Here is a 23,646-nt window from a genome sequence, read left to right on the forward strand (position 1 = left end):
CACAGTCTAGTCCAATCCGCACCCGATATGTGCAGGAAGGCCGCCCCGACCATCCACACGTCCAGGCAGTATGACCTGCGGGATATGCTGGTCCCCATGAGATACCTGGTGGCCATCTATCGGTTCCTTATAGCCTTCTTCTGCCTGGCGGGCACCCATGAAGCCTGGCTTCTGGGCATCGGGAACAAGTGGGTCTACTTCACCTTCCAGACCAACATGGCCCTGGGTCTGGTCATGCTCTGGGCGGGGGCGGCCACCCTTCTGAAGGGAATCCAACCCCCGGCCTGGCTCAAGGGGTGCCTGACCCTGTACATTCTCATCACCGGCCTGGTGGCCATGGTGGTCCTGGGCATCAACTCCTCGCCCTATCTGTTGGTGATGGGCATCCGGACCACCTACATGATCCATGCCATCGCCCCGGTCATGGCCCTGGTCGACTTCCTCCTCTTCGACCCCCACCGCCGGTTCAAGTGGCACTATGTCCTGACCTGGCTGATCTACTTCCCCCTCTACCTGGCCTTCGTCCTGGTGCGGGCGGCCATCTGGCCCCACTCCGGCCCCGAGCCCGGCGGGAACCCCTACCCCTACGCATTCATCGATCTGAGCAGGCTGGGATGGGGGCAGATGACCGTCAACATCGCCGAGTACCTGGTGGTCTTCTTCGTCCTGGGGCTGGTGCTCTTCCTGATCGACAGGATCCTCCCCGCCAGGACGGTCCTGACGGCCTCCTGAGTGCAGGTATAGGGCTCCCGGGATAATCAAGTGCAGTATGCAAGGAAAGGATGTGCATCCATGGTGGCAATCAAGGACATGTTGGCCGATGGGGCCGTGGTCAGACCGGACGGCAGGGCGGTGGACGAGCTGCGCCCGGTCAGAATCACCCGGCACTGGACGGATGCCCCCGAGGGGTCGGTCCTGATCGAGTGCGGGAACACCAGGGTCATGTGCACGGCCTCCTTCACGCCCACCCTGCCCCGGTGGCGGAGGGACTCGGGCCTGGGATGGGTCACGGCCGAGTACGCCATGCTGCCCAGGGCCACATCCGAACGCACCGCCCGTGAATCCGTCCGGGGCAAGGTCGGCGGCCGTACCCAGGAGATATCCCGCCTGATCGGGCGCTGTCTGCGTGGTGTCGTCGACATGGAAGCACTGGGGGAGAACCAGGTGCAGCTGGACTGCGATGTTCTCCAGGCCGACGGGGGTACCCGCACCGCCTCGGTCACCGGAGCCTATGTGGCCCTGGTGGATGCCCTGCGTTGGGCCCAGGGCCACCACCACATCCGCAGCGTCGAGAAGGTCATCAAGGACCAGGTGTCCGCCGTGTCGGTGGGAATCATCGACGGGCATCCCATGCTCGACCTGCCCTACATCGAAGACAGCCAGGCCATGACCGACATGAACGTCTCCATGACCGGTTCCGGCGACTTCATCGAGATTCAGGGAACCGCGGAGCATCGCCCCTTCAACCGGTCCGAGCTCGACACGCTCCTGGAACTGGCCACCAAGGGCAACCGGGAGCTCCAGGCGGCCCAGTCTGCGGCGCTCGCCACGGATTGATGCCCGGAGCGGTTGATGCCGGACTTACGATGGAGATGGCCCGTTGATTGTCTCTCCGTAGCCGTCGGCTGAAATCCGCGGCAGCGGGGGACGGGCAACCCGTGCCGGACGTACCGGGGCCCTGCAAGGAGGAATGAGATATGGAGAGAGGCGGACAGGTCGTCGTGGCCACCCACAACCAGGGCAAGCTGGTCGAGATGCGTCGCATCCTCGATTCCCTCCTGGGGGATGACCGGTTCGGCATCGAGCTCGTATCCGCTTCGGACCTGAACCTGCCGGATCCCGTGGAGACCGGGACCACCTTCGAGGCCAACGCCCTCCTCAAGGCCAAGCAGACGGCGGAGCTCTCCGGCCTGCCCGCCCTGGCCGACGATTCAGGCCTGATCGTCGACATCATGGGAGCGGCCCCCGGCATTCTGTCGGCCCGCTGGAGCGGTCGCCACGGGGATGACCAGGCCAATATCGACCTCCTGCTCAGCCAACTGAGGGACATTCCCGACGAGTCCAGGACGGCCCGGTTCGTCTGCGCCGCCGCCCTGGTGGTTCCCGACGAACCGGGGTATCCCGTCAGGAACCGCCACACCGTGCGCCAGGGTGAGATGCCGGGCAGGATCATCCGGACGCCCAGGGGCGGGGACGGGTTCGGCTACGACCCCATTTTTGAGCCCGATGACCAGCCCGCCCGGGCCGGGACGGACCACCGTCTGACCTCCGCCGAGATGAGCCCAGACCAGAAGAACGCCATCTCCCACAGGGGGAAGGCCCTGGCCGCCATCATGCCCGTCCTCATCCGGTGGGTGCTGGACGATGGCCATGACGTATCCTGATCCCGATACGAGGGCATCGGCGAGGGGGACACCCGCCTGTGGACACTGGAAGAGGTGGATCCGGGTCTGCTGATCCGTATCGGTGTCTGCGGTAGATTCCGCAGGTGCAGGGTGGATCCATGTGCGAGATGGAGAAGATTCGAACCCTGGGCCTGCTGTTCCGAAGGCAGGGTCCATCCGTGCGCGAGATGGGACTCGAACCCACACGTCCGAAGACACAGGAACCTAAATCCTGCGCGGCTACCATTACGCCACTCGCGCCCAGTGGAATACGGATAAGTGCATATCCATGCCATCAATGAATACCACAAAGGTGAGATGGCCCATACGAAAGGGAGCCACTTGACAGAATCGAACTGTCGACCTTCTCATTACGAGTGAGACGCTCTGCCAACTGAGCTAAAGTGGCCTGCCGCCCTCGAGGTTCCGGACGGCGTTTTCGATACTACAGGATGTCCGGGATAAAACCGCCGGGCGCGGGAGTCGTATCCGTTTCGGTGTGGCACGCCTGTTTCACCGGCCCGGATTCGAGGAAGGGGCCTTGGTGTACAAGCACCTTGGCAGAATGGGGAGTATGGATCTTCGCGATTTCTATGCCATAATCCCCGCCGGGGGAGTGGGAACCAGGCTCTGGCCCCTCAGCCGCCAGGACCATCCCAAGTTCCTCTACGACCTGCTCGGGTCGGGCAGGACCATGATCCAGGGCACCTTCGACCGTCTGGCCGGAATCTGCGGGCAGGACCATGTGGTGGTATCCACGGGGCGGCGGCATGTGGCACAGGTCCGTGCCCAGCTGCCTGGACTCGGTGAGGATGCGGTCTTCCCCGAGCCCGTTCCGCGTGATTCCACGGCGGCCATCGCCTTGGCCACGGCCGTTCTGGCCCGGCGGCACGGCGATCGGATCGTTGTGGGCTCCTTCGCGGCCGACCATGTGATCCGCGATGACAAGGCCTTCGGGCAGTCGGTCCGCCAGGCGGTCGCCGCCGCCCGCGCCGGTTATGTCACCACCATCGGGATGGCCGCCTCCAGGCCTTCCACGGCTTTCGGCTACATTCACCAGGGTCCATCCCTGGCCGCCGAGATTCCCGATGCCCCCGATGCGCGCCTGGTCAGCGAATTCGTGGAAAAGCCCGATGCCTCCACGGCCCAGGCCTATCTGTCGACCGGTGAGTATCGATGGAACGCCGGCATGTTCGTCATGCGGGCCGATGTCGTCCTGTCCTGCCTGGAGCGTTTCGTGCCCGACCTGTATGCCAGCATCATGGCCATCGCCCGGGTCTGGGATGAGGGGGCGGACCAGCGCAATCAGGCCCTGGACGAGTACTGGCCGGGCATCGAGAAGATCGCATTCGACTACGCCGTGGCGGAACCCCTGTCCGCGGCGGGCGGTGTGGCCATGGTCCCGGGCGGCTTCGATTGGGACGACATAGGCGACTTTAATTCGATCGCCGGCCTCCTGCCGTCGTCCAACCGTCGCAACATCAAGATCCTTGGCGATTCCGATCGTGTGGTGTATCTGGATTCGGGCGGCGACATGGTCGTGCCGGAGACGGGGCGGACCATAGCCCTGCTCGGGGTGGACGACATGATTGTGGTCGACACGCCCGATGCCCTTCTGGTGGCACCCAGGGCACGCAGCCAGGAGGTCAAGGACATGGTCGGCAAACTCTCCCAATACGGAAGGGACGACATTCTCTGAGCAGACCTTCCTGTTCGCCCCCGGCTTAGGCCGGGGAGGCGTGGCTGAGCCGGGGGTGACCACGGCCTGGTCCTGACGGACCCCATGCGCGGAGGGTCCTTTGCACATCCGACGCGATGAACCATAGTTGCTGTTTTTGTCGTATTGTGTCCGCTTTTGTGAGTACTTTGGTAGAAGACCCAAACCTGGGCGGATCATCTCTGAAGACCTGTTCCAAGTCCGGGCATGAAGTCACGAAAGGACCTATGCATATGGCCATCAATCCTCCAGTAGACGCGACGCAGACCAAGGCCTGGGCGGCCCTGCAGACGCACTTCTCGGATTTGCAGAAGAACGGCATCGACCTGCGGTCGTGGTTCGCCGAAGACCCCCGGCGCACAGAGCGGTTGAGCTTCGATGCCGCCGACCTCCACTTCGACCTGTCCAAGAACCTGATCAAGCCCGAGACCCTGACCCTCCTTGCCCAGCTCGGCAGGGAGGTCGGCCTCGACCAGCGCATCGAAGCCATGTTCCAGGGCGAGCACATCAACAACACCGAGGACCGTGCCGTTCTGCACACCGCACTGCGTCGGCCCGAGGAGGAGCGCGGCACACTGATCGTCGACGGTCAGGATGTGGTGGGGGATGTGCGCGACACCCTCAAGCGGATCTACACCTTCGCCGACCAGGTCCGTTCCGGACAGTGGACCGGTGTCAGCGGCAAGAAGATCGAAACCGTGGTCAACATAGGAATCGGCGGGTCTGACCTTGGTCCGGTCATGGCCTATGAGGCCCTGAAGCCCTATGCGGATGCGGGCATCACCGCACGGTACGTCTCGAACATCGATCCCAACGACTTGGCCGAGAAGACCCGTGGACTCGATCCGGAGACCACCCTCTTCATCATCGTCTCCAAGACCTTCACCACCCTGGAGACCCTGACCAATGCCCGTCAGGCACGGGCCTGGCTCCTGGACAGGCTCCAGGCCCAGGGCGCCGTGGATGGTTCCGAGGCCAAGTCGGCCGAGGCCATCCGTCGTCACTTCATCGCCGTATCCACGGCTCTCGACAAGGTCCAGGACTTCGGCATCGACCCCGCCAACGTGTTCGGTTTCTGGAACTGGGTCGGTGGCCGCTATTCGGTGGATTCGGCCGTCGGCACTTCCCTGGCCATCACCATAGGCCCCGACGGGTTCGAGGAGTTCCTGGCCGGGTTCCATGCCATCGACCGCTACTTCCGCGACACCCCCCTGGAGAAGAACGTCGTGGCCCTGATGGGTCTGCTGAACGTCTGGTATGTCAACTTCTTCGGTGCCCATTCCCATGCCGTCCTGCCCTATGACCAGTACCTGCACCGCTTCCCGGCTTACCTGCAGCAGCTGACCATGGAGTCCAACGGCAAGTCGGTGCGCTGGGACGGCACCCCCGTGACCTCCCTGACCGGCGAGATCTTCTGGGGAGAGCCCGGCACCAACGGACAGCATGCCTTCTACCAGCTGATCCACCAGGGGACCAGGCTGATTCCCTCCGATTTCATCGCCTTCGCCAACACCCCCAACCCCGCCAGGGATGGGGACCAGGACGTCCACGAGCTCTTCCTGGCCAACTACTTCGCCCAGACCAAGGCACTGGCCTTCGGCAAGACGGCCGACGAGGTGCGCGCCGAGGGGACCGATGAGTCCATCGTCCCGGCCCGTGTCTTCACCGGCAACCGACCCACCACCTCCATCTTCGGCGATGCCCTGACCCCCAGGTCCCTGGGAGAACTGATCGCCCTCTACGAGCACATCACCCTGACCGAGGGCACCGTCTGGGGGGTCGACTCATTCGACCAGTGGGGTGTCGAGCTGGGCAAGAAGCTGGCCAAGGAGATCACTCCGGCCATCTCCCGTGACGACCAGGCCCTGGCCGCCCAGGACCAGTCCACGCGCTCCCTGATTCAGTATTATCGGGATCATCGTCGCTGATCGCCGGCCTGGGCCCCGGTCCCTGCCTGGTGTATCATTGAACAGTTGCAATGCCGGAGTGGGAGCTGCCGCATAGGTTCCCCTCCTTGTGGTCCAGCCGGTTCATGGCCGGCGGATCGGCGTATCCCGACGGCAGACCGTCGGGCTCGGGTACGGCCCTTCTGTCGAAGACGGGATGGGCCTGGAACATGGGTCGGTATGCGGCGGCCGTGGAGGAACAGCATGAACGCCATTCAGGAATTCGATGCCAGCCACATGAAGCCCGCGGAGGAGATTCCGGACTTCCGCCCCGGCGATACCGTCGAGGTCAATGTGAACATCAAGGAAGGCAACAACACCCGTATCCAGGCTTTCACCGGCGTGGTGATCGCCCGTCATGGTGCCGGTGTGCGTGAGACCATCCTCGTACGCAAGGTCAGCTTCGGTGTGGGTGTGGAGCGTCGCTTCCCCCTGCACTCCCCGCAGATCGATTCCATCAAGGTCCTGCGGCATGGTCGCGTGCGTCGCGCCAAGCTCTATTACCTGCGCAACCTGCACGGCAAGGCCGCACGTATCGTCGAGCGTCGCGACAACAAGGCCGAGACCAGGTAGGACCGTCCTTGTCGACCCGGAGGCCGTTCAGGTCCCCGGGTTTTTGTTATCCCGCCGGGTAGGGTATATGAATGAGGGGCCGTTGCAGGTGAATGGCGGTCGAGGGTCGGATCCGACCCGGACCTGGAAGGGATTTCGGACGGTGCAAGCAGAAGGAGCAGGCATGTCGGTTCCCCAGTCAGGTGATATACGGACGGGTTTTGCCCCCAGGCACCGTTCCAGGGCCTCGCTCAGGGTCGAAGGCGACCCCATCGCCCCCTACGACGGGGGCGGCACCGATCCTGCATCGAACGAAGGACCCACCCCGGACAACGGGTCCGGATCCCTGATCCAGTTCCTTGTCGACCTGGTGGTTCTGGTGGTGGTCGTGGTCTTCTGTCGTCTGTTCATTCTGGCCCCTTTCGTCATTCCTTCGGGCTCCATGGAGGAAACCCTGGGCATCAACGACCGAATCTTCACCACCAACGGTCTGACCAGGTTCCTGGCCAAACCCCGCAGGGGGGACGTGGTGGTCTTCACCGACCCGGCCAATTGGCTGGCGGATGCGTCACCGGACGGGCATAACAGCAACTACCTGGTCAAGCGGCTGATCGGCATGCCCGGCGACACGGTGGCCTGCAAGGGGAAGGGGCATCCGGTCACGGTCAACGGGGTCGCCCTGGACGAAAGCTCCTACCTGAGGCCCGGCGCCCAGCCCAGTGATTTTCCCTTCACGGCCACCGTCAAGGCCGGCTACGTCTTCGTCATGGGAGACAACCGCTCCAATTCGGCGGATTCCCGTTATCATCTCAATGATGGGAATGAGGGTCAGGTACCCATGGGGAACATCAAGGGCACGGCCATGGTGACCTACTATCCCATCAGCAGCTGGAAGCTGCTGAACAACCGGCACCCGGTCTTCGATGCCGTTCCGGACAGGCAGCCCAGGTAGGCGGCAGGGATGCACCCCATACCCACCCTGACCCTGGAGACGGAACTGGCCGCCGGGGGGTCGGATTATGTGTTCGGTCTGGACGAGGTGGGGCGCGGAGCCCTGGCCGGGCCCGTCATGGTGGGCGTGGTGGCACTCAGATCATGCGATCTTCCCGGGCTGAAGGTTCCCGAGGGGGTGGCCGATTCCAAGATGCTGACCCCTGTCCGCCGCACGGCCATATACCTGGGCCTTGAGGACTGGGCTGCAGCCTGGGCCGTGGGTGCCGCCTCCAACCGTGAAATCGACCAGTGGGGGATCACCCACGCCCTGGGCATAGCCGCCCTGCGCGCCCTGGCCGACGTCGAGACCCGGCTGGGCATGGGGGCCGAATCCAACACGTCGGCCATCCTGGACGGCCCCAGCGACTACATCACCAAGGCCGCAGACAGCTTCGACGCCCCCGACCTGGCCATCCTGCCGGCAATCACCACCAAGGTCAGGGGGGATGCATCCTGCGCCACGGTCGCCAGTGCCGCGGTCATAGCCAAGGTGACCAGGGACCAGTTCATGGTCGACCTGGCCGGGCAACGTGACGACCTGGCCCCCTACCAATGGGAGCGGAACAAGGGATACGGCTCGCCTGCACATATGGCGGCCATCAGGCGATACGGGCCCAGTGACCTGCATCGGGTCAGCTGGCATCTGACCGGCTGACCCGATGCAGGTCACCGGTGTCCTCCCCGCGCCGGGCTATGATCGGAGCAGTCGAGACGGGTTTCGGGAAGAAGGATCACATGCCTCCAGGCAGTAGGGAACGCCACCGTTCCAATCGCCCTTCCATGTTCGAAGTGGCCCGGTTGGCGGGGGTGTCCCACCAGACCGTCTCACGGGTCATCAACAAGTCCAAGGACGTTTCGGAACCCACCCGCCGAAAAGTGGAAGAGGCCATACGGCAGTTGGGGTATCGGCCCAGTAACTCTGCCAGGGCCCTGGCCTCCAGCCACAGCAGGACCATCGGACTGGTTGCCGGAGGGGTCAGCCTGTTCGGACCGGTATCCACCATCACGGCCATCGAGACGGTGGCGCGCTCGCACGGTTTATTCATGTCGGTCATGATGGTCAACGAGGCCGCTTGTACCCTCCATGGCTTCCAGGAACTGTGTGGCACCTTCCTGGAGCAGAACGTCGACGCCTTCATCTTCATCACCCCCACCGATACGATGTTCCAGGCGGCCTGCCAGGTGAATGTGACCCAGCCGCGGATCGTCGTCACCTCCACCCACGGGTCGATGAGCATCGAGGAGGCACTGAGCCACAATCCGGGCTCCGACCGGGTGGCCCTGACGGGAATCGACCAGTGGGGGGCCATCCAGCAGGTGGCCAGGCAGCTGGTGCAGTTGGGGCACCGCAGGGTCCTGTATATGGCAGGCCCGCCAGAATGGCGCGATGCCTCGACCCGCCTGGCCTCCTGGTGGAAGGCCTGCGCACGGTACCATGTCAAGACCGCCGTGGTCCATGCCCGCAGCTGGGAGTCGGCCGAATCGTACACCTTGATGAACCACCTGATCGATCAGCGGGGCATGAACGGCACTTCCATGCCCACGGCCGTGGTCACCGCCAATGACAACCAGGCCGTGGGGGTGGCCCGCTCCCTCCAGGAGCATGGACTTCGGATACCGCAGGATGTCAGCCTGGTGGGATTCGACGACATCCCCACGGTCGACAACCTGAACCCGCCCCTGTCGACGGTCCGTCCCAGATTCGAGGAGTTGGGCACCGCCACCATGCGGCAGCTCCTGGCCATACTCCACCAAGGTCAACCCGTGGAGTTCCCGACAACCAGACATGGGGTGGGGCTCATCCAGGCCGACGTGGTACCCCGGCGGTCTCTGGGCAGGGCCGTTCGGCGGTCCTGAGATTCACCCGACCCCCGTTTGCCTGATCCGCTTGTCACGACTAGACTTGTCACTGGATTATGTGAGCGTTAACAGTCCTTGTTGGCGGAGGTCAAGACGTGCCTCCCGGCCACGAGGACGGCCAGGCAAAGGAGCGGATCATGGAAGCTGACACCGGTAAGGACCTCGCCCAGGAGATTCAGGCAGGCAGGACCTCCCTGGGCATCGAGCTGGGCTCGACGAGAATCAAGGCCATCCTGATCGACAGGGAGTACCAGACGCTGGCCGATGGGGATTTCGCATGGGAGAACCAGCTCAAGGAAGGACTGTGGACCTACTCCCTGGACCAGGTGTGGCAGGGGGTGCAGGGTGCCTATGCCGCCCTGGCCGCCCAGGTCAAGGAACGCTACGGGGTGGCACTGACCCGGATGGGCGCCATTGGATTCTCGGCCATGATGCATGGCTATCTGGCCTTCGACAAGGACGACCGGCTCCTGGTTCCCTTCCGCACGTGGCGCAACACCAACACCAGCCAGGCCCACGAACGGCTCTCGCGGATCTTCCGGGTCAACATCCCCGAGCGCTGGTCCATAGCCCACCTCTACCAGGCCATTCTCGGCGGGGAGGAACACGTGGACAGGGTGGACTTCATCACCACCCTGTCCGGGTATGTGCACTGGCGGCTCACAGGGCGCAAGGTCCTGGGCATCGGAGACGGATCGGGCATGTTCCCGGTTGATTCCCGCCGCCATTGCTTCGACCAGGCCATGCTGGACACCTTCGACCATCTGCCTGAGGTCAAGTCCCGGCCCTGGGCCATCCGAGACATACTCCCCAAGCTCCTGGTGGCCGGGGAGGATGCGGGATCCCTGACCGAGGAGGGGGCACGGCTGCTGGATCCCACCGGTACCCTGGAACCCGGCGCGGCCATGGCTCCGCCCGAAGGCGATGCCGGAACCGGCATGGTGGCCACCAACTCCGTGCGGCCCAGGACGGGTAATGTGTCGGCGGGCACGTCCATCTTCGCCATGGTGGTCCTGGAGGACCGGATGGAGCGCCTCCACCCCGAGGTGGACCCGGTGGCCACCCCGGCAGGCGACCCGGCAGGTATGAGCCATGCCAACAACTTCACCTCCGACCTGAACGCCTGGGTCGGTCTTTTCCGTGACTTCACCGAGGCGGCAGGGCTCAGGATGGATGACGACGAACTCTATGCCACCCTCTTCAACCTGGCCCTTCAAAGCGACAAGGACGCAGGCGGCCTGATCAACTACTGCTTCTATTCCGGAGAATTCCTGGCCGGCCTGGAGGAGGGCCGTCCGGTCTTCGCCAGGGGGCCGGAGAGCCGTATGAACCTGGCCAACTTCATGCGGGCCCAGCTCTTCTCGGCCTTCGCCCCGGTGACGATCGGCATGGATGCGATGACCCGGCAGGAGAGTGTTCGCGTGGATTCCCTAGTCGGACACGGCGGCATCTTCGCCACCCCGAAGGTGGCTCAGAAGATCCTGGCCGCCGCTTTCGACACACCCATCCGGGTCATGTCGACGGCGGCCGAGGGCGGCGCCTGGGGCATGGCCGTTCTAGCCGACTATCTGAATCATACCGACCAGACCCTGGCGGATTATCTGGATTCCAAGGTCTTCGCGGGGGTCGAATCAAGTGTGGAGGAACCCGATCCAGAAGATGTCAAGGGGTTCCGCGCATTCTTCGAACGCTTCTCCCGGTCCCTGCCCATCGAGCAGGAGGCCGTCAGGACCATACCCTTGGAGGGTTGAAGCGCCTGACCCTTGGAGCCCACAGGACCATAATTCCATCAATATCAATCAATAAGGAGCAATCATGGCAATGACGGATCCCTTCCAGGGCAAAGAGCTCTGGTTCGCCGTAGGCTCGCAGGACCTCTACGGGGAGGAAACCCTGCAGCAGGTGGCCATTCAGGCCGCCGACATAGCAAAGACCCTGAATGATTCGGGCCGTATCCCGGTCGGGCTTGTGCTCAAGCCCATTTTGAAGGATTCGGACTCCATCAGGAATTTCATGGTCCAGGCCTCATCCGACCCGGCCTGCATCGGAATCGTGGCCTGGATGCACACCTTCAGCCCCGCCAAGATGTGGATTCGCGGTCTGGAGCAATTACGCAAGCCCCTTCTCCAGTTGAACACCCAGCACCATGTCGAGATTCCCTGGGAGACCATCGACATGGACTTCATGAATCTGAACCAGTCGGCCCATGGTGACCGGGAGTTCGGGTATATCCTGACCCGTCTGGGCATTCCCCGCAAGATCGTCGTGGGGCATTACACCGATCCGGAGGTTGCGGAAAGAATCGGAACCTGGGCCCGGGCTTGTGCCGGTTGGGATGCGGCCAACTCGATGAAGGTCTGCCGTTGGGGCGACAATATGCGCGATGTCGCTGTTACCGAGGGCGACAAGACCGAAGCCGAGCGCGTCTTCGGGGTCTCCGTGAATACCTGGCCGGTCAATGAGCTGGTGGCCCATGTGGATGCGGTCAAGGACGACCAGGTCATGGATCTGATCGAGGATTACAAACGCAGCTACGAGGTCGCTCCCGAACTCCTGGATTCCCGTTATAACTCCCTGGTGGTTGCCGCCAGGGAGGAGGCCGGCATGCGCAACATGCTCCAGGAGGTCGGAGCCACGGCCGCGGTGGACAACTTCCAGGACCTGGGCGGTCTGCGTCAGTTGCCGGGTGTCGGTGCCCAGCGTCTGATGGCCGATGGGTACGGGTTCTCGGCCGAAGGCGACTGGAAGACCTCGGTCCTGATTCGGATCGGGAACGTCATGGGTTACGGGCTCAAGGGCGGCTGTTCCCTCATGGAGGACTACTCATACAACTTCGTCCCCGGGCATGAGGAGATCATGGGCGCCCACATGCTGGAGGTCTCGCCCACCCTGCTGACCGAAGGCAGGCCCCGTCTGGAGATCCATCCACTTTCGATCGGTGATCGCGAGGATCCGGTCAGGCTGGTTTTCACGGCCACACCCTGCAAGGATGCGGTCGTGGTCTCTCTTGCCGATGTGCGCGAACGGTTCCGTCTGGTCATGAACGTGGTGGATCTGGTGGAACCCGGCGGCTCCTTGGCCAAGCTGCCCGTGGCCCGCGCCATTTGGAAGCCGCGTCCCTCCTTGGAGATCTCGGCCGAGTGCTGGCTGCGTGCCGGTGCGGCCCACCACACCTGCATGACCACCACGGTCGGTCGTGAGGCCTGGGAGGACTTCGCCCGGATCGCCGGGGTCGAGCTGGCCGCCATCGACGAGAACACCAGCGCGGACCGGTTCACCAGCGATCTCGAATTGGCGGAGATGGTTCACCGACTCGACAACCGGCAATAAGACCTCCTAAGCCTGCCTTCTCCATCGCCTCGGGGCCCTGGTCCCGAGGCTTTTCCGTCTTCTTCGGTTCGGATGGCTTGCCGCCCCCGGGCAACACGCCGCAACCGGTCGAAATATGACATACCGGACGCTCGCACGTTTGCGTAGTTTTACTTCATTCGCTAAACTCATGAAATGGTATTGGGAGATGATATAGCAACGGCTCATGTCGAAGGGTCTATCGGGCCGGGGAATGAAAGATGTCAGGTAAAGCCGAAGTGTGTTGTTGCACATCGATCTGTACCGATTCAAAAAATAGAAGGGATGCATGCATGCATACAGATAAAATAAACGAGGGGCGAGGGTTTTCCAAACTCGTCGGCCTGGCGGTGGCTGGTGCCACTCTGCTGGCCGGGATGGTCGCCCTCCCTGCCACACAGGCTTCGGCGCTTGATACGGCAGATGACTTCCGCCCAGGTGCCATTGACACAAGTGTCGAGCCTAAGCTGACGGTCACCAAGTACCTCAGCGGTACCACGGGAAACACACCTACGGGTTCCATCACCGATGCGCCGGCTTCCGGTAGCGGCGTTACCACGGCCAAGGACATCGTGTTCGATCTTACTGAAATTGAGCCGACGGGATCGGTCGCTGACATCAACCCGGCCGTTTCCAGCACCTATAGGCCCTCCACTCGTCCAGGTGCCATTACGGCAACGGGTATGACCAACGGCGATGGTGTCATAGACTCCTGGTACAAGGCCGTTGCCAGTGGGGCCCAACAGGGTCAGCCGGATACCAGTCAGCCCGTAACACTCCCCCAAGGTCTGCACTACTTCGTCCTGGAAGAGAATCGTACTGCCTCTCCGGCATTCCAGTCCGGTCGTCTTGATTCGAGCAAGTATGCGGTATCGGCAAAGTCCTTCTTCGGTCTGCCTTACAAGACCACGGATGGGACTCAGAGCGGTTATATCTACCACCTGCATGTCTACCCCAAGAATGTCAGTAACTCATCGGTGGACAAGTCGGTATCGGCAATCAACAATGACCCGAATCTGCACATTGCCAAGGCCGGGGACACAATCACTTACAGGGTGACTCAGAAGATCTACAATACGGGCACGGCAACCGCAAACGATCAGAAGCTCGATATAAGTGAGCTGGCTGGCAACTATGGGGATCTGCGTGTCGTCGATAAGATGGGTGCATCGCTGCAGCTTGATTCCTCTACAGTGGAGGCGAGCATCAAGACGCCAACCAGCAGCATCCCATTGAATGCGCCGTCGAATTCTTCGCCGGACTACAAGGTTACGACTCAGACGACCAAGTTTGATCGTATAGCCAACAATGCTCCTACCGGGTCCAAGTTGTTCGCTAACGACAATGACCCGAACGCGAAATACACCGCATTCGATTTCTTCAGGGATGCCTCTGTTATTCGTGGGTATCTGAACACGGTGACCGATCAGGAGCTGACCGTCGTAATCACCTATAAGGCCAAGGTAACCCCGAATGGTGATTCAACAGGTACTGGTGGTGTTGTAAACGCCGTCGAGTCCGATATCAAGGATAATTCCGACGGAACCAACCCTGTCACCCCTCCTGGTGGCGGAACCGTCACTGCGTCCGGCAGCGTTGCCTTCGGTAAGGTGAAGAAGGGCAGCACCCCTGGCACTGTGGAACCTCTTGAAGGTGCCGTGTTCCGTTTGGCTGACCCGACCGACCCTGCGAAGTTCCTGGATGTTGATGGTACTTTCAAAGCTGACGGCACTGCTGGAGCGCAGTTCTTCACTGCCACCTCCAATGCCCAGGGTCTGGTGGCGTTTACCGGCCTGCCGATTCTGGATGGCAGTGGTGTCGGTATCGCAGGTGATTGGAATGTGGTCGAGTACTCGGCGCCTTCTGGTTTCAACCGCGCGCCCAACCCCTTCGCGAAGGTCCACTTTGATAACCATGTTGTTGGCAAGTCCGCCAACGATATCGTCACATACTATGGCAACGCCCCTGTTCAGCCTGATTATGGACAACTGGATTTCGGAACCTACGGTACTACAACTGAACCGGCCACTCCGATCAAGTTCCAGAATGGCAATGTTGCTAAGTACATGATGAACTTCAAGACGGGTGATTCCGATACTCCTGCTGGCCTCCCGCTTACCGGTGGTCGTGGCATCATCCTGCTGCTTGTGGCTGGTGTCATCATCATGGGTGGTGCCCTCTACGTTCGTAGCCGGCGCAATGCGGCTCGTGCATGACATGAGTTGAAGTTTGACTTTCAGGGAGACCTGAGTTCACTGAAGGCGGGTGGTCCTTATAAAAGGATTGCCCGCCTTTTTACTTGTATCATGCTATGATGTGCTTGTGTGGAAACGAGTGCACTGGTGCGTGTACAACGTGTCGGAGATTCGGGGATGCTGTTGCAGTTGGTTGTGACCTCCGACTTGGGTGATTGGCTGTGAAGTCCTCATCCGGAAGGGACGCTGGAATGAAGGGAAACACTTTGCCGTCAGATACGACTAAGCGTGTGGTGCGTTGGTTGACAATGCTAGTGGTTTGCTGTGGGCTTGTGCTTGTAGGTGGTGCAACCCGGGCCATGGCTGCTCCAGGGGCTCCAAGCCTGACTCTGCATCTTCTGAAGACCCAGGCCGGTCAGGGAGGAACAGGTTCCATCCTGCCGGGCAACAGTAATTCACCGGCCGGTTCCGGATATGTCTATCAGGCCGTGAAGCTCGATAGGACCAAGGTGAGGAGAGTGACAGCTGGATTGGCCTCATCTCCCTCAACGGTACAACAGCGGTTGACCTCCGCTGTTGTCGCCGATCAGGCATCTTTCAAGGATCCATCCAATACTCAGTTCTACGGTGCCTCGGATTCGAATGGGATCATCACGACTTCCTATAGTGCACAGACTGAGGGAGTTTGGCTGGATGGTGCCAGTCTGGACGTCAACACCGCCACTCTTTCCGGCGGAACCGCCGCTGAATTCGACGGTACGGCTGTGACACCAAGCTATTGGCTGGTCTCATTGGTTGCCGCACCTCGTGGTATAACAGTCCGCACTGACCCCTGCGTCATTCAGCTGCCCAACCTGGACTCTTCTGCAGGTTCTGCGACATTCCAAGTCGATGTATATCCCAAGCTGAACCTGAACCAGGGCAATGTCGTACCGGGCAACAACAAGGTGCAGCAAGGTTCGAAGCCATTGGCAAGTACCGGATCACCCATGATTGGGCCTATGGTCTTGCTGACTCTTTTCCTCCTGATAGGAAGCAGCCTGATACTGGTTGCGAAGGGTCGTAGGACGTTTGATTGAGTTTCACCTGGTTTGACCGGATATGAAGTGGTCGGTCATTTCGAAAGTCGATGGCACTGTGTGCCATCGACTTTTCGGGTCATGTTCACAGACGTCCGTGTTCGCTGTCCTGAAACCTGCTACCGGAACAGGTGATGTGCGTGGGTGCTCCTAGGTCTTCGATGAACAGGAAGGCGGAACAGGAGCGCCCCTCTCCCTGGCCTGCCTGGTTCTGTGCCCTGGCGGTCGGTGTTTTCCTTCTTGGCTGGCTGCTGGTAAGCATGGATATTGTTGAGCAAAACAGGAATGCCCGTATTTCCCGGAAGAATGTCGACGAGTATGGTCTCATCGTCTCGCGCTTGAGCAAGGGCAGGGTGGACTCGATCAGGAAGCGAATTCGGATCTACGACAAGGGGCTCAGATCCAATTCACCTGGTGACCCCTTCCACCCCATGGGGCTTGATGCACCACGGGCTTATGCCGATCTTCTGCGCGAGGTGGACCCATCGATCATGGGGTACCTGGTCATTCCGGCTGTGGGGTTATCGCAACCAATATATTATGGTCCGCCCGATGTGGTTCTGGAACGCGGTGTGGGGCATCTTGCATCCACGGCCATTCCCTCCGATCTGAGTGGTATCCATACCGTTCTTTTCGGTCATTCGGGTCAGGACGGCAAGCTGGTTTTCGACAACCTGGATAGACTGTCCGACGGGGATGAGTTCTCCGTGCGCATTCTGGACAGTACCTATGTCTACAAGGTCAGTCATATCGGCATAATTGCTCCGGACAGGTTGGATGCTCTGGAAGCCGGATATGGGAAGAACCAGGTGACACTGATGACCTGCACGCCAAAAGGAATCAACAGCAGTCGCCTGATGGTGACAGGGGATCTGATCTCGGTGACCGGTGAGGAGCCGGATACGCAGACCAAAGGATCTGCTTGGCTGCTCTTTGTGACCGGTGTGCCCCTCCTGGCCGCATTGGCTGGTCTGGTGGCCGTTCGGAGACGAATGGGAAGGTTGGAGAAGATGATCATGGGTATGGATGCGAAGGAGGGGGAATGACCGGCACCGGCAGGAATGGCGACCACGGGGAACCACTCAGCGGACATGCATCTTCGGTGAAGGGAGGGGCCAGGCACATGGCCAGGTCCCGGCGCCGTTTCGGTATTATCGAAATACTGGCCTTTCTGATTGGTCTCGGCATTTTCCTGTACCCTTTGGTTGCTGCATACCTGAACTACGCAGGAACGACCGAGGCTGTTGACACGTATGAGGACATCGTCAACCGGCTCACTCCTGAGCAGCGGCAGAAGATGTGGCGGGACGCCAAACAATACGATGAGGACCTGGGCAAGCCGACCCTGCGTGATCCTTTCAAGTACAAGGAAGTCAAGGAACCTCTGGGCCGGTATTCCAAGATTCTCAACGTCGACGGGAAGGGGATGATGGCCTATGTGGATATCCCCAAGATCAATGTGAAGCTTCCCATCCGTCACGGAACCACCGACGAAGTGCTCAGGGACAGCGTGGGCCACATAGCGACCACCCACGTCCCCACGGACAACAAAACCATCCATGCGGTTGTGACCGGTCACACGGGTGAGGTGGGCCATATCCTGTTCGACAACCTGACCCAGTTGAAGAAGGGCGATGTCTTCCAGATTCGCGTTCTCAAGAAGCGAATGAGCTATCAGGTGGACCAGATCAAAGTCATCCTGCCGACAGATGTCGATGCTCTGCAACCAGTGGAGGGTTCCAACTATGTAACCCTGCTGACCTGCACCCCCTATGGTATCAATTCCCATCGGTTGATCATCCGTGGCAGGTACATCGGTGACGATGTTCCACCAACCAAGCCCAAGGGTGCTCCCGTATACATGCTCTGGGTGCTCCTGGCGCTCATGGCTCTCTGCCTGCTCGCCTGGTATTACCTGTCCATACGCCGTAAGAAGTGTCGGCACCGCATCGCGTCGCTGGACAGGTTCGAGCCGAATGATGGTGAGGCCGAGCCCTTTGGTTTCGGGTCAGGCGGCGATGACGGAGGTGTATCCGAAACCGGTGGTGGAGGTGCATACGGAACCGATGCGGCAGGCGGGGACTTGGCAGTGATGGGTACCCCCTCGGGAGTGAGCGGCCAATGGGGGGCGGTCTCCCCGGATACGGATTTCTCGTTTGAGGGTCCACCCGGTATCGTGCGGGCCGGGACTGACGCCTTCTTCGGGGAAGAGGGGGGTCGGACAGGAAGGTCGACGGACCGTAGGACACCAGGGCAGGCTTGGATGGACCGGAGCCATGCTACCGGGGCGGAAGGAGAGTACGATGGGTGAGCACGCGGATGTGAAACAGGCCGGTAACGAAGGCCAGGCTCAGGACCACCGCAGCGCGGGATCTCCTACCTCCGCGAGGAAGCGGCGTACCTTGGTTCGTAAAAGGCGGATGTACTCCCTCCTGATGTGGGTCCTTGCCCTCCTGGCTCTCTTCTTCGCCTGGGCTTCCTTCGGTATGATGATGCGAATCGGGTTCCTGCCGGTCTTTGATCTGGGATACGCCTGGTTCGATGCGCATGTATGTACCTTCTTCGGCATCGTTCCGCATTGATCGGCATGGTTCCGGTTCGCTCAGCGGGCGGGTATGTTCGACCACATCGTTCCTCTTGCATGGTCACGGTTCCACCTAATCTTACAATGAGGATGACCTCCTCCCGAACGGGCGGAAGGGACTTGGCAGGACGGAGGAGTGGAGCATGACTGCTGTACCCGATATCGAACTTGCTGACGGGCACCGTATTCCCCAGATAGGGCTGGGCGTGCTCAGGATCGGGGATGACCAGACCGAACAGGTCGTGGAATCGGCGCTCTCGGTGGGGTACCGGCACATCGATACCGCTGCCGGCTATCAGAACGAGGGCGGTGTAGGAAGGGGACTGAAGGCCGCCGGCTATGATGCCGGGAGTCGGCGGGCGTCCCTCTGGCTGACCACCAAGTTGCGCGATTCCGAGCAGGGATATGATTCCACCCTGAGGGCCTTCGACAGGCAGCTTGGACTGCTGGGCACGGACTATGTGGATATGTACATGATTCATTGGCCAACCCCCTTCGATTGGCGGTCCGCCGAAACCTGGAGGGCCTTCCAGAGGTTGCGCCAGGAGGGGAGGGTCAGGACCCTGGGGGTCTGCAACTTCCGTGAGGATGACCTGGAGCGCCTCCACGTGGAGACGGGTGAATATCCTGCCGTCAACCAGTTCGAGCTTCACCCCACCTGGCAACAACGGCATCTGGCGGCTTTCTGCAAATCAAGGAAGATCGCCGTGGAGGCCTACTCACCCCTGGCCCGGGGGGCGGATCTGGATGCAGGCCAGGGGGTGATAGGCCGCATATCACGCAATCACGGTCGATCGCCTGCGCAGATCGTACTCCGCTGGCACATCGAGAACGGGACCATTATCATCCCCAAGTCCGTGCATACCCAACGACAGCAGGAGAACCTGGATCTGTTCGGATTCTCACTGACCGAGTCTGAACACGCCGCCATCGATGCTTTGGACGGTCCGGTCCGTGCGGGCCACGATCCGCGAACCTATTCCTACGCCTGAGGGCGTGACCCAGGCGATTGCAGGGAGGCAGCAGGAAGGATGACCCGCAGACCCGAAAGAAGGCAGAGCGGTTCGGTACGGACCGGGACGAGTGCCGGATTCAGGACCTCCTCGCCCCTGGAACGCGTCCTGATCCTGCTGGTCCTCGCCCTGGTCATCGGTGTCACCATCGGTCTGGTCCTCCCCAGGGTCAACGGGACGGTAGGGGGTCTGACGGGCCGCTACCAGGCAAGGGGCGATGCCGCACAGACCCTGGAGCACCTTCAGGTGGAAGACCGCCCCAGGCCGGGGCGGCAGTATCGCAGGGACTCCTTCGGGTTCAAGGAAACCGACGTGGACGGTAACGGCTGCAACATCCGAGAGGATGTCCTGACCAGGGACCTGCGAGAGGTGCGCACCACCACCCTGGGTGGCTGCAAGGTCGCCACCGGCGTCCTGGACGATCCATATACGGGCAGGACCATCACCTTCGTCAGGGGGGAAAGAACCAGTGCCGCTGTGCAGATCGACCATGTGGTGGCATTGGAGAATGCATGGAAATCGGGAGCCTACCGGTGGGATACGGCCCAACGCTACCGGTTCGGGAACGATCCCTACAATCTCCTGGCCGTTGATGGTCAGTCCAATCAGGAGAAGGGGAGCGCCTCGGCCGACTACTGGCTCCCGCCACGGACCGACTACCAATGCGCCTATGTGGCCAGGCAGATCGGTGTCAAGGACAAATACGACTTGACCGTCACTACATCCGAAAAGCGCGCCATGATGCGGGTCCTGCATGGTTGTCCGGGGCAGCCTCTGCCGAAGGACGGCTGATTCCCATTGCCATGCATCTTCCCGGCATTCCGCATGGCTCCTTGAAGGTCGGGGCTATCTGCCTTCCGCCTGCCTGTCGGTGGGTTCCAGCTGGGAGGACTCCAACTGGCCCGCCGGTGCCGATGCCTCCGTGGCGGGGGTGTGGATGACGTGGATATAGCGTAGGAGCATCCTGGTCATCTGCCGGCCGGATCCGGCACCGTTTCCCCGGACACCGAAATAGACCAGCAGGACCATGCCCAGGCAGATGAGGGCTGAAATCCGCAGTGCCCACTGTACGCCGAAGATGTTGGAGGCGATCTGGGTGGAGGGGCCGTCGCCCAGGGCCGAGTGGCGCAGGGTGGTGATGGACTCCATGATGATGACCAGGATGGGGGCTCCGACCGCGCCGGCTATCTGACGTGCCGTGTTGGTCACGGCCGAGCCCGCGGACACGTCCTTGGGTGCCAGGTTGTTCAATGACCAGGTGGTCAGGGGCATGAGGGTGAAGCCCATGCCGATCTGACGGATGAACTGGCAGATGGAGACAAGGCCTATCCAGGTCCCGCTGTCGATCATGCTGAGGGCCACGGTTCCCAGGAAGAGTATCGAACATCCCGTGAGGGCCACCGGGCGCGCCCCCCACCGGTCCAGGAGCCGGCCGCCGAAGAACTGGGCGATGGCCGTGCCTATGGCGCCCGGCAGCATGACCAGGCCGCTCATGGTGGCCGAATAGCCGCGGTCGGTCTGGATGTACATGGGCAGGATGACCGTGACCGAGCTGAAGGCGAAGAAGGACATGGAGGCGACGATGGTGCCCATCGTGAAGTTCTTGATCTTCAGGACCCTGAGATTGAGGAGGGGGTCGGTGTGGTGGAGCTGGCGCAGAACGAACCAGATGATGCCCGCCAGGCCGATGATCATGAAGGGCCAGGTCATCGGGGAGGTAATCGGGTAGTTCTCGATGTTGGTGAACCCGAACATGAGTCCGCCGAAGCCGAAGATCGAGAGTGCCACCGAGAAGAAGTCCGCCTTGACGCCAGTGTCGCGCTGCCCGAAATTGTGCAGGCCGACGATGGAGATGAGCAGGGCCACGGCCCCGCAGATGCTCAGCGTGAGGAAGATGGAACGCCAACCGTTGGCATCGGTCTGCCAGCCGCCCAGGGTGGGGCCGATGGCCGGGGCCACGCTCATGGCCAGGCCCACGGTGCCCATGGCCATTCCACGCTTGGCAAGGGGGTAGATGGAGAAGACTGTGATCTGGAGGACCGGCCACATGGTGCCCGTTCCGACGGCCTCCAGGATACGGCCCAGCAGGACCAGTCCGAAGGTCTGGGATTGCCAGCTGAGGAGGGAGCCGAGGGTGAAGACGGTCATGGAGGTGATGACGATCTGGCGGGTGGAGAAGCGCTTGGTCAGGTACCCGGTCAAGGGGACCATGACTCCCATGACCAGCTGGAAGACCGAGGTCAGCCACTGTCCGGTGGTCAGGGAGATACCGAACTCATGGACAATGGTGGGCAGGGCCGAGGCAAGCTGGAGCTGGGTGAAGTTGCCCAGGAAGGTGATGGCGGTGAGGATGGCCAGCGAGATGAAGGCCTCGCGGGTGAGTCTGCCGTTGACGTATGCTCCGTCCTTGCTGAGGGTTCGTCCTTGCCGGGCGAGCTCCTTCTTCCTCATGCACAACCACTTCCTTTTCGGTTTGTCCATCTTCATCGATCCCCACGAACGGGACCCGGGTATGGAACGAATCCCACCCCCTCATGCGGCTGCAGGGCGTCGGAGCGGTACCGTGAAGGGACACGCAGAAAACCGACAGATCAAAAAGACAAACCGGGTCGGGGAAACCGACTAGGGACTTGGGATAGAGCGTCCAACAGGAACACTATGATACACCGCCCCGTGGATGGGCGGCGGTCCGTATCCTAAGCGTGAACGGGGATGTGCAGGGTCAAAGGGCAGTTTCGCCAGGACCAGCGTTTCCAGTATGCTGATTGTGGCGGGCGCCGGTAGTCTTGATTCGGATGTTTCCCGTGAAGTACGATTCGGTGGTTGAGGAAGGCAGCATGCATTCACATGTGTTCGGTCGGTCCCTGGCCCTTTTCCTGAGCATGGGTCTGGTGGTCGGACCAGCGGCCTGCGGCGACAACACCCTACCCTCCAAGGGGGGCGTCGGTGGCGGGGACCAGAGCCTGAGCGGTGAATTCGCCGGTTCCGGGGCCTCATCCCAGCAGAGCGCCAACGAGGCCTGGATAGCCGGTTTCCGGCAGGACCATCCCCAGACCCGAATCTCCTACGATCCCTCCGGTTCCGGTGCCGGGGTCAACGCCTTCCTGAACGGATCGACCATCTGGGCCGGGTCGGACGCCCCCCTGAGCAAGAGCCAGATCAAGCAATCCGAGGCCATCTGCCAGGGTGGAACGGCTTTCGACCTCCCGGTCTACGCCACCCCCATAGCCGTGGCCTACAACCTGGGTGATGCCGGTCTGAACGGCCCGGACCATCACCTGAAGATGGAACCGTCGACCATCGCCAGGATCTTCAGCGGGCGAATCACCAATTGGAACGACCCGGAGCTGGCCAGGCTCAATCCCGGTGTGACCCTGCCCGACCTCCACATCACCGTGGTCCACAGGTCCGACAAGTCCGGCACCACCAAGAGCTTCGTCTCCTACCTGCACGATGCGGCAGGATCGGCCTGGCCCTATCCGGTGGGGGAGAACTGGCCGAACGATCTGGGGCAGAGCGCCAAGGGAACGGCCGGGGTGGTCATGACCATGACCCAGGCCCAGGGAACCATCGGGTACGCCGATGCGGCCCAGACCACCAGCCTGGGATCGGTGGCGGTCAGGGTGGGCACGAAGTGGACCCCTCCCTCCGCCAAGGCGGCAGCCCGGGTTCTGGAGTCCGCCAGGCTTGACCCTGAGGCCAGGGAACCCAGGAGGGTGGTTCTGGACATCGACCACACCACGGGCCAGCCGGGCGCCTACCCGGTCATGCTGGTCTCCTACGACGTGGCCTGCTCGGTCTATAGGCATGACCAGGACCGGTCCAGGGCCAGGTTCGCCAAGGCATGGCTGACATACGTGGTCAGTGCCGAAGGACAACGGCAGGCGGCGGCCAATGCCGGAAGCGCAGAACTGAGCGAGGCCGTCCGGGCCATGGTCATGGCATCGGTCGAGACGATCGAGGTGGACTGATGGC

General features: G+C 61.6%; 20 protein-coding genes and 2 tRNA genes. 19 read left to right on the plus strand and 3 right to left on the minus strand.

Annotation, left to right across the window (positions count from 1 at the left end):
* The first annotated feature begins 96 nt into the window (after positions 1-96).
* The 3 genes from AACP59_RS09090 (at position 97) to rdgB (ending at position 2,384) form a co-directional block, all read left to right on the plus strand.
* A complete protein-coding gene (locus AACP59_RS09090; protein ID WP_297316602.1) occupies positions 97-732 on the plus strand; it encodes a Pr6Pr family membrane protein in 636 nt (211 codons plus the stop codon).
* Between the two features lie 60 nt (positions 733-792).
* The gene (gene rph, locus AACP59_RS09095) at positions 793-1,557 is read left to right on the plus strand and encodes a ribonuclease PH (RefSeq protein ID WP_339350614.1); all 765 of its coding nucleotides are present in this window, start codon (positions 793-795) and stop codon (positions 1,555-1,557) included.
* 140 nt (positions 1,558-1,697) lie between these two features.
* Positions 1,698-2,384, plus strand: a complete 687-nt coding sequence (gene rdgB / locus AACP59_RS09100) for an RdgB/HAM1 family non-canonical purine NTP pyrophosphatase (RefSeq protein WP_297316604.1) — start codon at positions 1,698-1,700, stop codon at positions 2,382-2,384.
* 180 nt (positions 2,385-2,564) lie between these two features.
* Here rdgB and AACP59_RS09105 read toward each other — a convergent pair.
* Together AACP59_RS09105 and AACP59_RS09110 are read right to left on the minus strand one after the other, a co-directional pair.
* Positions 2,565-2,645 (minus strand) — tRNA-Leu (locus AACP59_RS09105).
* Between the two features lie 75 nt (positions 2,646-2,720).
* Positions 2,721-2,793: transfer RNA gene (locus tag AACP59_RS09110), tRNA-Thr, on the minus strand.
* 165 nt (positions 2,794-2,958) lie between these two features.
* Here AACP59_RS09110 and AACP59_RS09115 point away from each other — a divergent pair.
* The 15 genes from AACP59_RS09115 (at position 2,959) to AACP59_RS09185 (ending at position 20,463) form a co-directional block, all read left to right on the plus strand.
* Complete coding sequence (locus AACP59_RS09115) at positions 2,959-4,083, plus strand: mannose-1-phosphate guanylyltransferase (RefSeq protein ID WP_339350615.1); 1,125 nt, start codon at positions 2,959-2,961, stop codon at positions 4,081-4,083.
* A gap of 251 nt (positions 4,084-4,334) precedes the next feature.
* Entirely contained in the window at positions 4,335-6,029 is a 1,695-nt protein-coding gene (gene pgi / locus AACP59_RS09120) for a glucose-6-phosphate isomerase (RefSeq protein ID WP_297316606.1), read from the plus strand.
* 222 nt (positions 6,030-6,251) lie between these two features.
* Entirely contained in the window at positions 6,252-6,620 is a 369-nt protein-coding gene (gene rplS, locus AACP59_RS09125; protein WP_297316607.1) for a 50S ribosomal protein L19, read from the plus strand.
* Positions 6,621-6,783: 163 nt separating this feature from the next.
* Entirely contained in the window at positions 6,784-7,551 is a 768-nt protein-coding gene (lepB, locus tag AACP59_RS09130; protein ID WP_339350616.1) for a signal peptidase I, read from the plus strand.
* Positions 7,552-7,560: 9 nt separating this feature from the next.
* On the plus strand, positions 7,561-8,247 hold the full coding sequence (gene rnhB, locus AACP59_RS09135) for a ribonuclease HII (protein ID WP_339350618.1): 687 nt from the start codon (positions 7,561-7,563) through the stop codon (positions 8,245-8,247).
* A 125-nt stretch (positions 8,248-8,372) separates the two neighbouring features.
* Positions 8,373-9,449 (plus strand): LacI family DNA-binding transcriptional regulator, encoded by a 1,077-nt coding sequence (locus AACP59_RS09140; RefSeq protein WP_339350716.1) that lies wholly within the window; start codon positions 8,373-8,375, stop codon positions 9,447-9,449.
* A gap of 140 nt (positions 9,450-9,589) precedes the next feature.
* Positions 9,590-11,203: a xylulokinase gene (locus AACP59_RS09145; RefSeq protein ID WP_339350619.1), complete on the plus strand. Its 1,614-nt coding sequence runs from the start codon at positions 9,590-9,592 to the stop codon at positions 11,201-11,203.
* Between the two features lie 64 nt (positions 11,204-11,267).
* Complete coding sequence (gene araA / locus AACP59_RS09150) at positions 11,268-12,782, plus strand: L-arabinose isomerase (protein WP_339350621.1); 1,515 nt, start codon at positions 11,268-11,270, stop codon at positions 12,780-12,782.
* 311 nt (positions 12,783-13,093) lie between these two features.
* Positions 13,094-15,016: a SpaH/EbpB family LPXTG-anchored major pilin gene (locus tag AACP59_RS09155; protein ID WP_339350622.1), complete on the plus strand. Its 1,923-nt coding sequence runs from the start codon at positions 13,094-13,096 to the stop codon at positions 15,014-15,016.
* Between the two features lie 230 nt (positions 15,017-15,246).
* Positions 15,247-16,074, plus strand: coding sequence for a hypothetical protein (locus AACP59_RS09160; RefSeq protein WP_339350624.1), 828 nt, complete (start codon positions 15,247-15,249; stop codon positions 16,072-16,074).
* A gap of 161 nt (positions 16,075-16,235) precedes the next feature.
* Positions 16,236-17,120, plus strand: coding sequence for a sortase (locus AACP59_RS09165; protein ID WP_339350626.1), 885 nt, complete (start codon positions 16,236-16,238; stop codon positions 17,118-17,120).
* Positions 17,121-17,197: 77 nt separating this feature from the next.
* Positions 17,198-18,385 (plus strand): class C sortase, encoded by a 1,188-nt coding sequence (locus AACP59_RS09170; protein WP_339350627.1) that lies wholly within the window; start codon positions 17,198-17,200, stop codon positions 18,383-18,385.
* Positions 18,378-18,656 (plus strand): hypothetical protein, encoded by a 279-nt coding sequence (locus tag AACP59_RS09175; protein ID WP_339350629.1) that lies wholly within the window; start codon positions 18,378-18,380, stop codon positions 18,654-18,656. Before AACP59_RS09170 ends, AACP59_RS09175 begins: the two co-directional genes overlap by 8 nt.
* Positions 18,657-18,801: 145 nt before the next feature.
* Positions 18,802-19,650, plus strand: a complete 849-nt coding sequence (locus AACP59_RS09180) for an aldo/keto reductase (protein ID WP_339350631.1) — start codon at positions 18,802-18,804, stop codon at positions 19,648-19,650.
* Between the two features lie 39 nt (positions 19,651-19,689).
* A complete protein-coding gene (locus tag AACP59_RS09185) occupies positions 19,690-20,463 on the plus strand; it encodes an HNH endonuclease family protein (protein WP_297316618.1) in 774 nt (257 codons plus the stop codon).
* A 54-nt stretch (positions 20,464-20,517) separates the two neighbouring features.
* On the opposite strand, the gene AACP59_RS09190 is transcribed toward AACP59_RS09185, so the two are convergent.
* On the minus strand, positions 20,518-22,122 hold the full coding sequence (locus tag AACP59_RS09190; RefSeq protein WP_339350633.1) for an MDR family MFS transporter: 1,605 nt from the start codon (positions 22,120-22,122) through the stop codon (positions 20,518-20,520).
* Between the two features lie 386 nt (positions 22,123-22,508).
* Between AACP59_RS09190 and AACP59_RS09195 the strand changes: the two genes are divergently transcribed.
* A complete protein-coding gene (locus AACP59_RS09195) occupies positions 22,509-23,642 on the plus strand; it encodes a phosphate ABC transporter substrate-binding protein PstS (protein ID WP_339350635.1) in 1,134 nt (377 codons plus the stop codon).
* The last annotated feature ends 4 nt before the right edge of the window (positions 23,643-23,646 follow it).

Source organism: Bifidobacterium indicum, assembly GCF_036987015.1.
Lineage (GTDB): Bacteria > Actinomycetota > Actinomycetes > Actinomycetales > Bifidobacteriaceae > Bombiscardovia > Bombiscardovia indica.

Bases quoted from the DNA above. Each gene is read 5' to 3' on its own strand.
- AACP59_RS09090 (WP_297316602.1), top strand. From the start codon at position 97: ATGAGATACCTGGTGGCCATCTATCGGTTCCTTATAGCCTTCTTCTGC.
- rph (WP_339350614.1), top strand. From the start codon at position 793: ATGGTGGCAATCAAGGACATGTTGGCCGATGGGGCCGTGGTCAGACCG.
- rdgB (WP_297316604.1), top strand. From the start codon at position 1,698: ATGGAGAGAGGCGGACAGGTCGTCGTGGCCACCCACAACCAGGGCAAG.
- AACP59_RS09115 (WP_339350615.1), top strand. From the start codon at position 2,959: ATGGATCTTCGCGATTTCTATGCCATAATCCCCGCCGGGGGAGTGGGA.
- pgi (WP_297316606.1), top strand. From the start codon at position 4,335: ATGGCCATCAATCCTCCAGTAGACGCGACGCAGACCAAGGCCTGGGCG.
- rplS (WP_297316607.1), top strand. From the start codon at position 6,252: ATGAACGCCATTCAGGAATTCGATGCCAGCCACATGAAGCCCGCGGAG.
- lepB (WP_339350616.1), top strand. From the start codon at position 6,784: ATGTCGGTTCCCCAGTCAGGTGATATACGGACGGGTTTTGCCCCCAGG.
- rnhB (WP_339350618.1), top strand. From the start codon at position 7,561: ATGCACCCCATACCCACCCTGACCCTGGAGACGGAACTGGCCGCCGGG.
- AACP59_RS09140 (WP_339350716.1), top strand. From the start codon at position 8,373: ATGTTCGAAGTGGCCCGGTTGGCGGGGGTGTCCCACCAGACCGTCTCA.
- AACP59_RS09145 (WP_339350619.1), top strand. From the start codon at position 9,590: ATGGAAGCTGACACCGGTAAGGACCTCGCCCAGGAGATTCAGGCAGGC.
- araA (WP_339350621.1), top strand. From the start codon at position 11,268: ATGGCAATGACGGATCCCTTCCAGGGCAAAGAGCTCTGGTTCGCCGTA.
- AACP59_RS09155 (WP_339350622.1), top strand. From the start codon at position 13,094: ATGCATACAGATAAAATAAACGAGGGGCGAGGGTTTTCCAAACTCGTC.
- AACP59_RS09160 (WP_339350624.1), top strand. From the start codon at position 15,247: ATGAAGGGAAACACTTTGCCGTCAGATACGACTAAGCGTGTGGTGCGT.
- AACP59_RS09165 (WP_339350626.1), top strand. From the start codon at position 16,236: ATGAACAGGAAGGCGGAACAGGAGCGCCCCTCTCCCTGGCCTGCCTGG.
- AACP59_RS09170 (WP_339350627.1), top strand. From the start codon at position 17,198: ATGGCCAGGTCCCGGCGCCGTTTCGGTATTATCGAAATACTGGCCTTT.
- AACP59_RS09175 (WP_339350629.1), top strand. From the start codon at position 18,378: ATGGGTGAGCACGCGGATGTGAAACAGGCCGGTAACGAAGGCCAGGCT.
- AACP59_RS09180 (WP_339350631.1), top strand. From the start codon at position 18,802: ATGACTGCTGTACCCGATATCGAACTTGCTGACGGGCACCGTATTCCC.
- AACP59_RS09185 (WP_297316618.1), top strand. From the start codon at position 19,690: ATGACCCGCAGACCCGAAAGAAGGCAGAGCGGTTCGGTACGGACCGGG.
- AACP59_RS09190 (WP_339350633.1), bottom strand. From the start codon at position 22,122: ATGAGGAAGAAGGAGCTCGCCCGGCAAGGACGAACCCTCAGCAAGGAC.
- AACP59_RS09195 (WP_339350635.1), top strand. From the start codon at position 22,509: ATGCATTCACATGTGTTCGGTCGGTCCCTGGCCCTTTTCCTGAGCATG.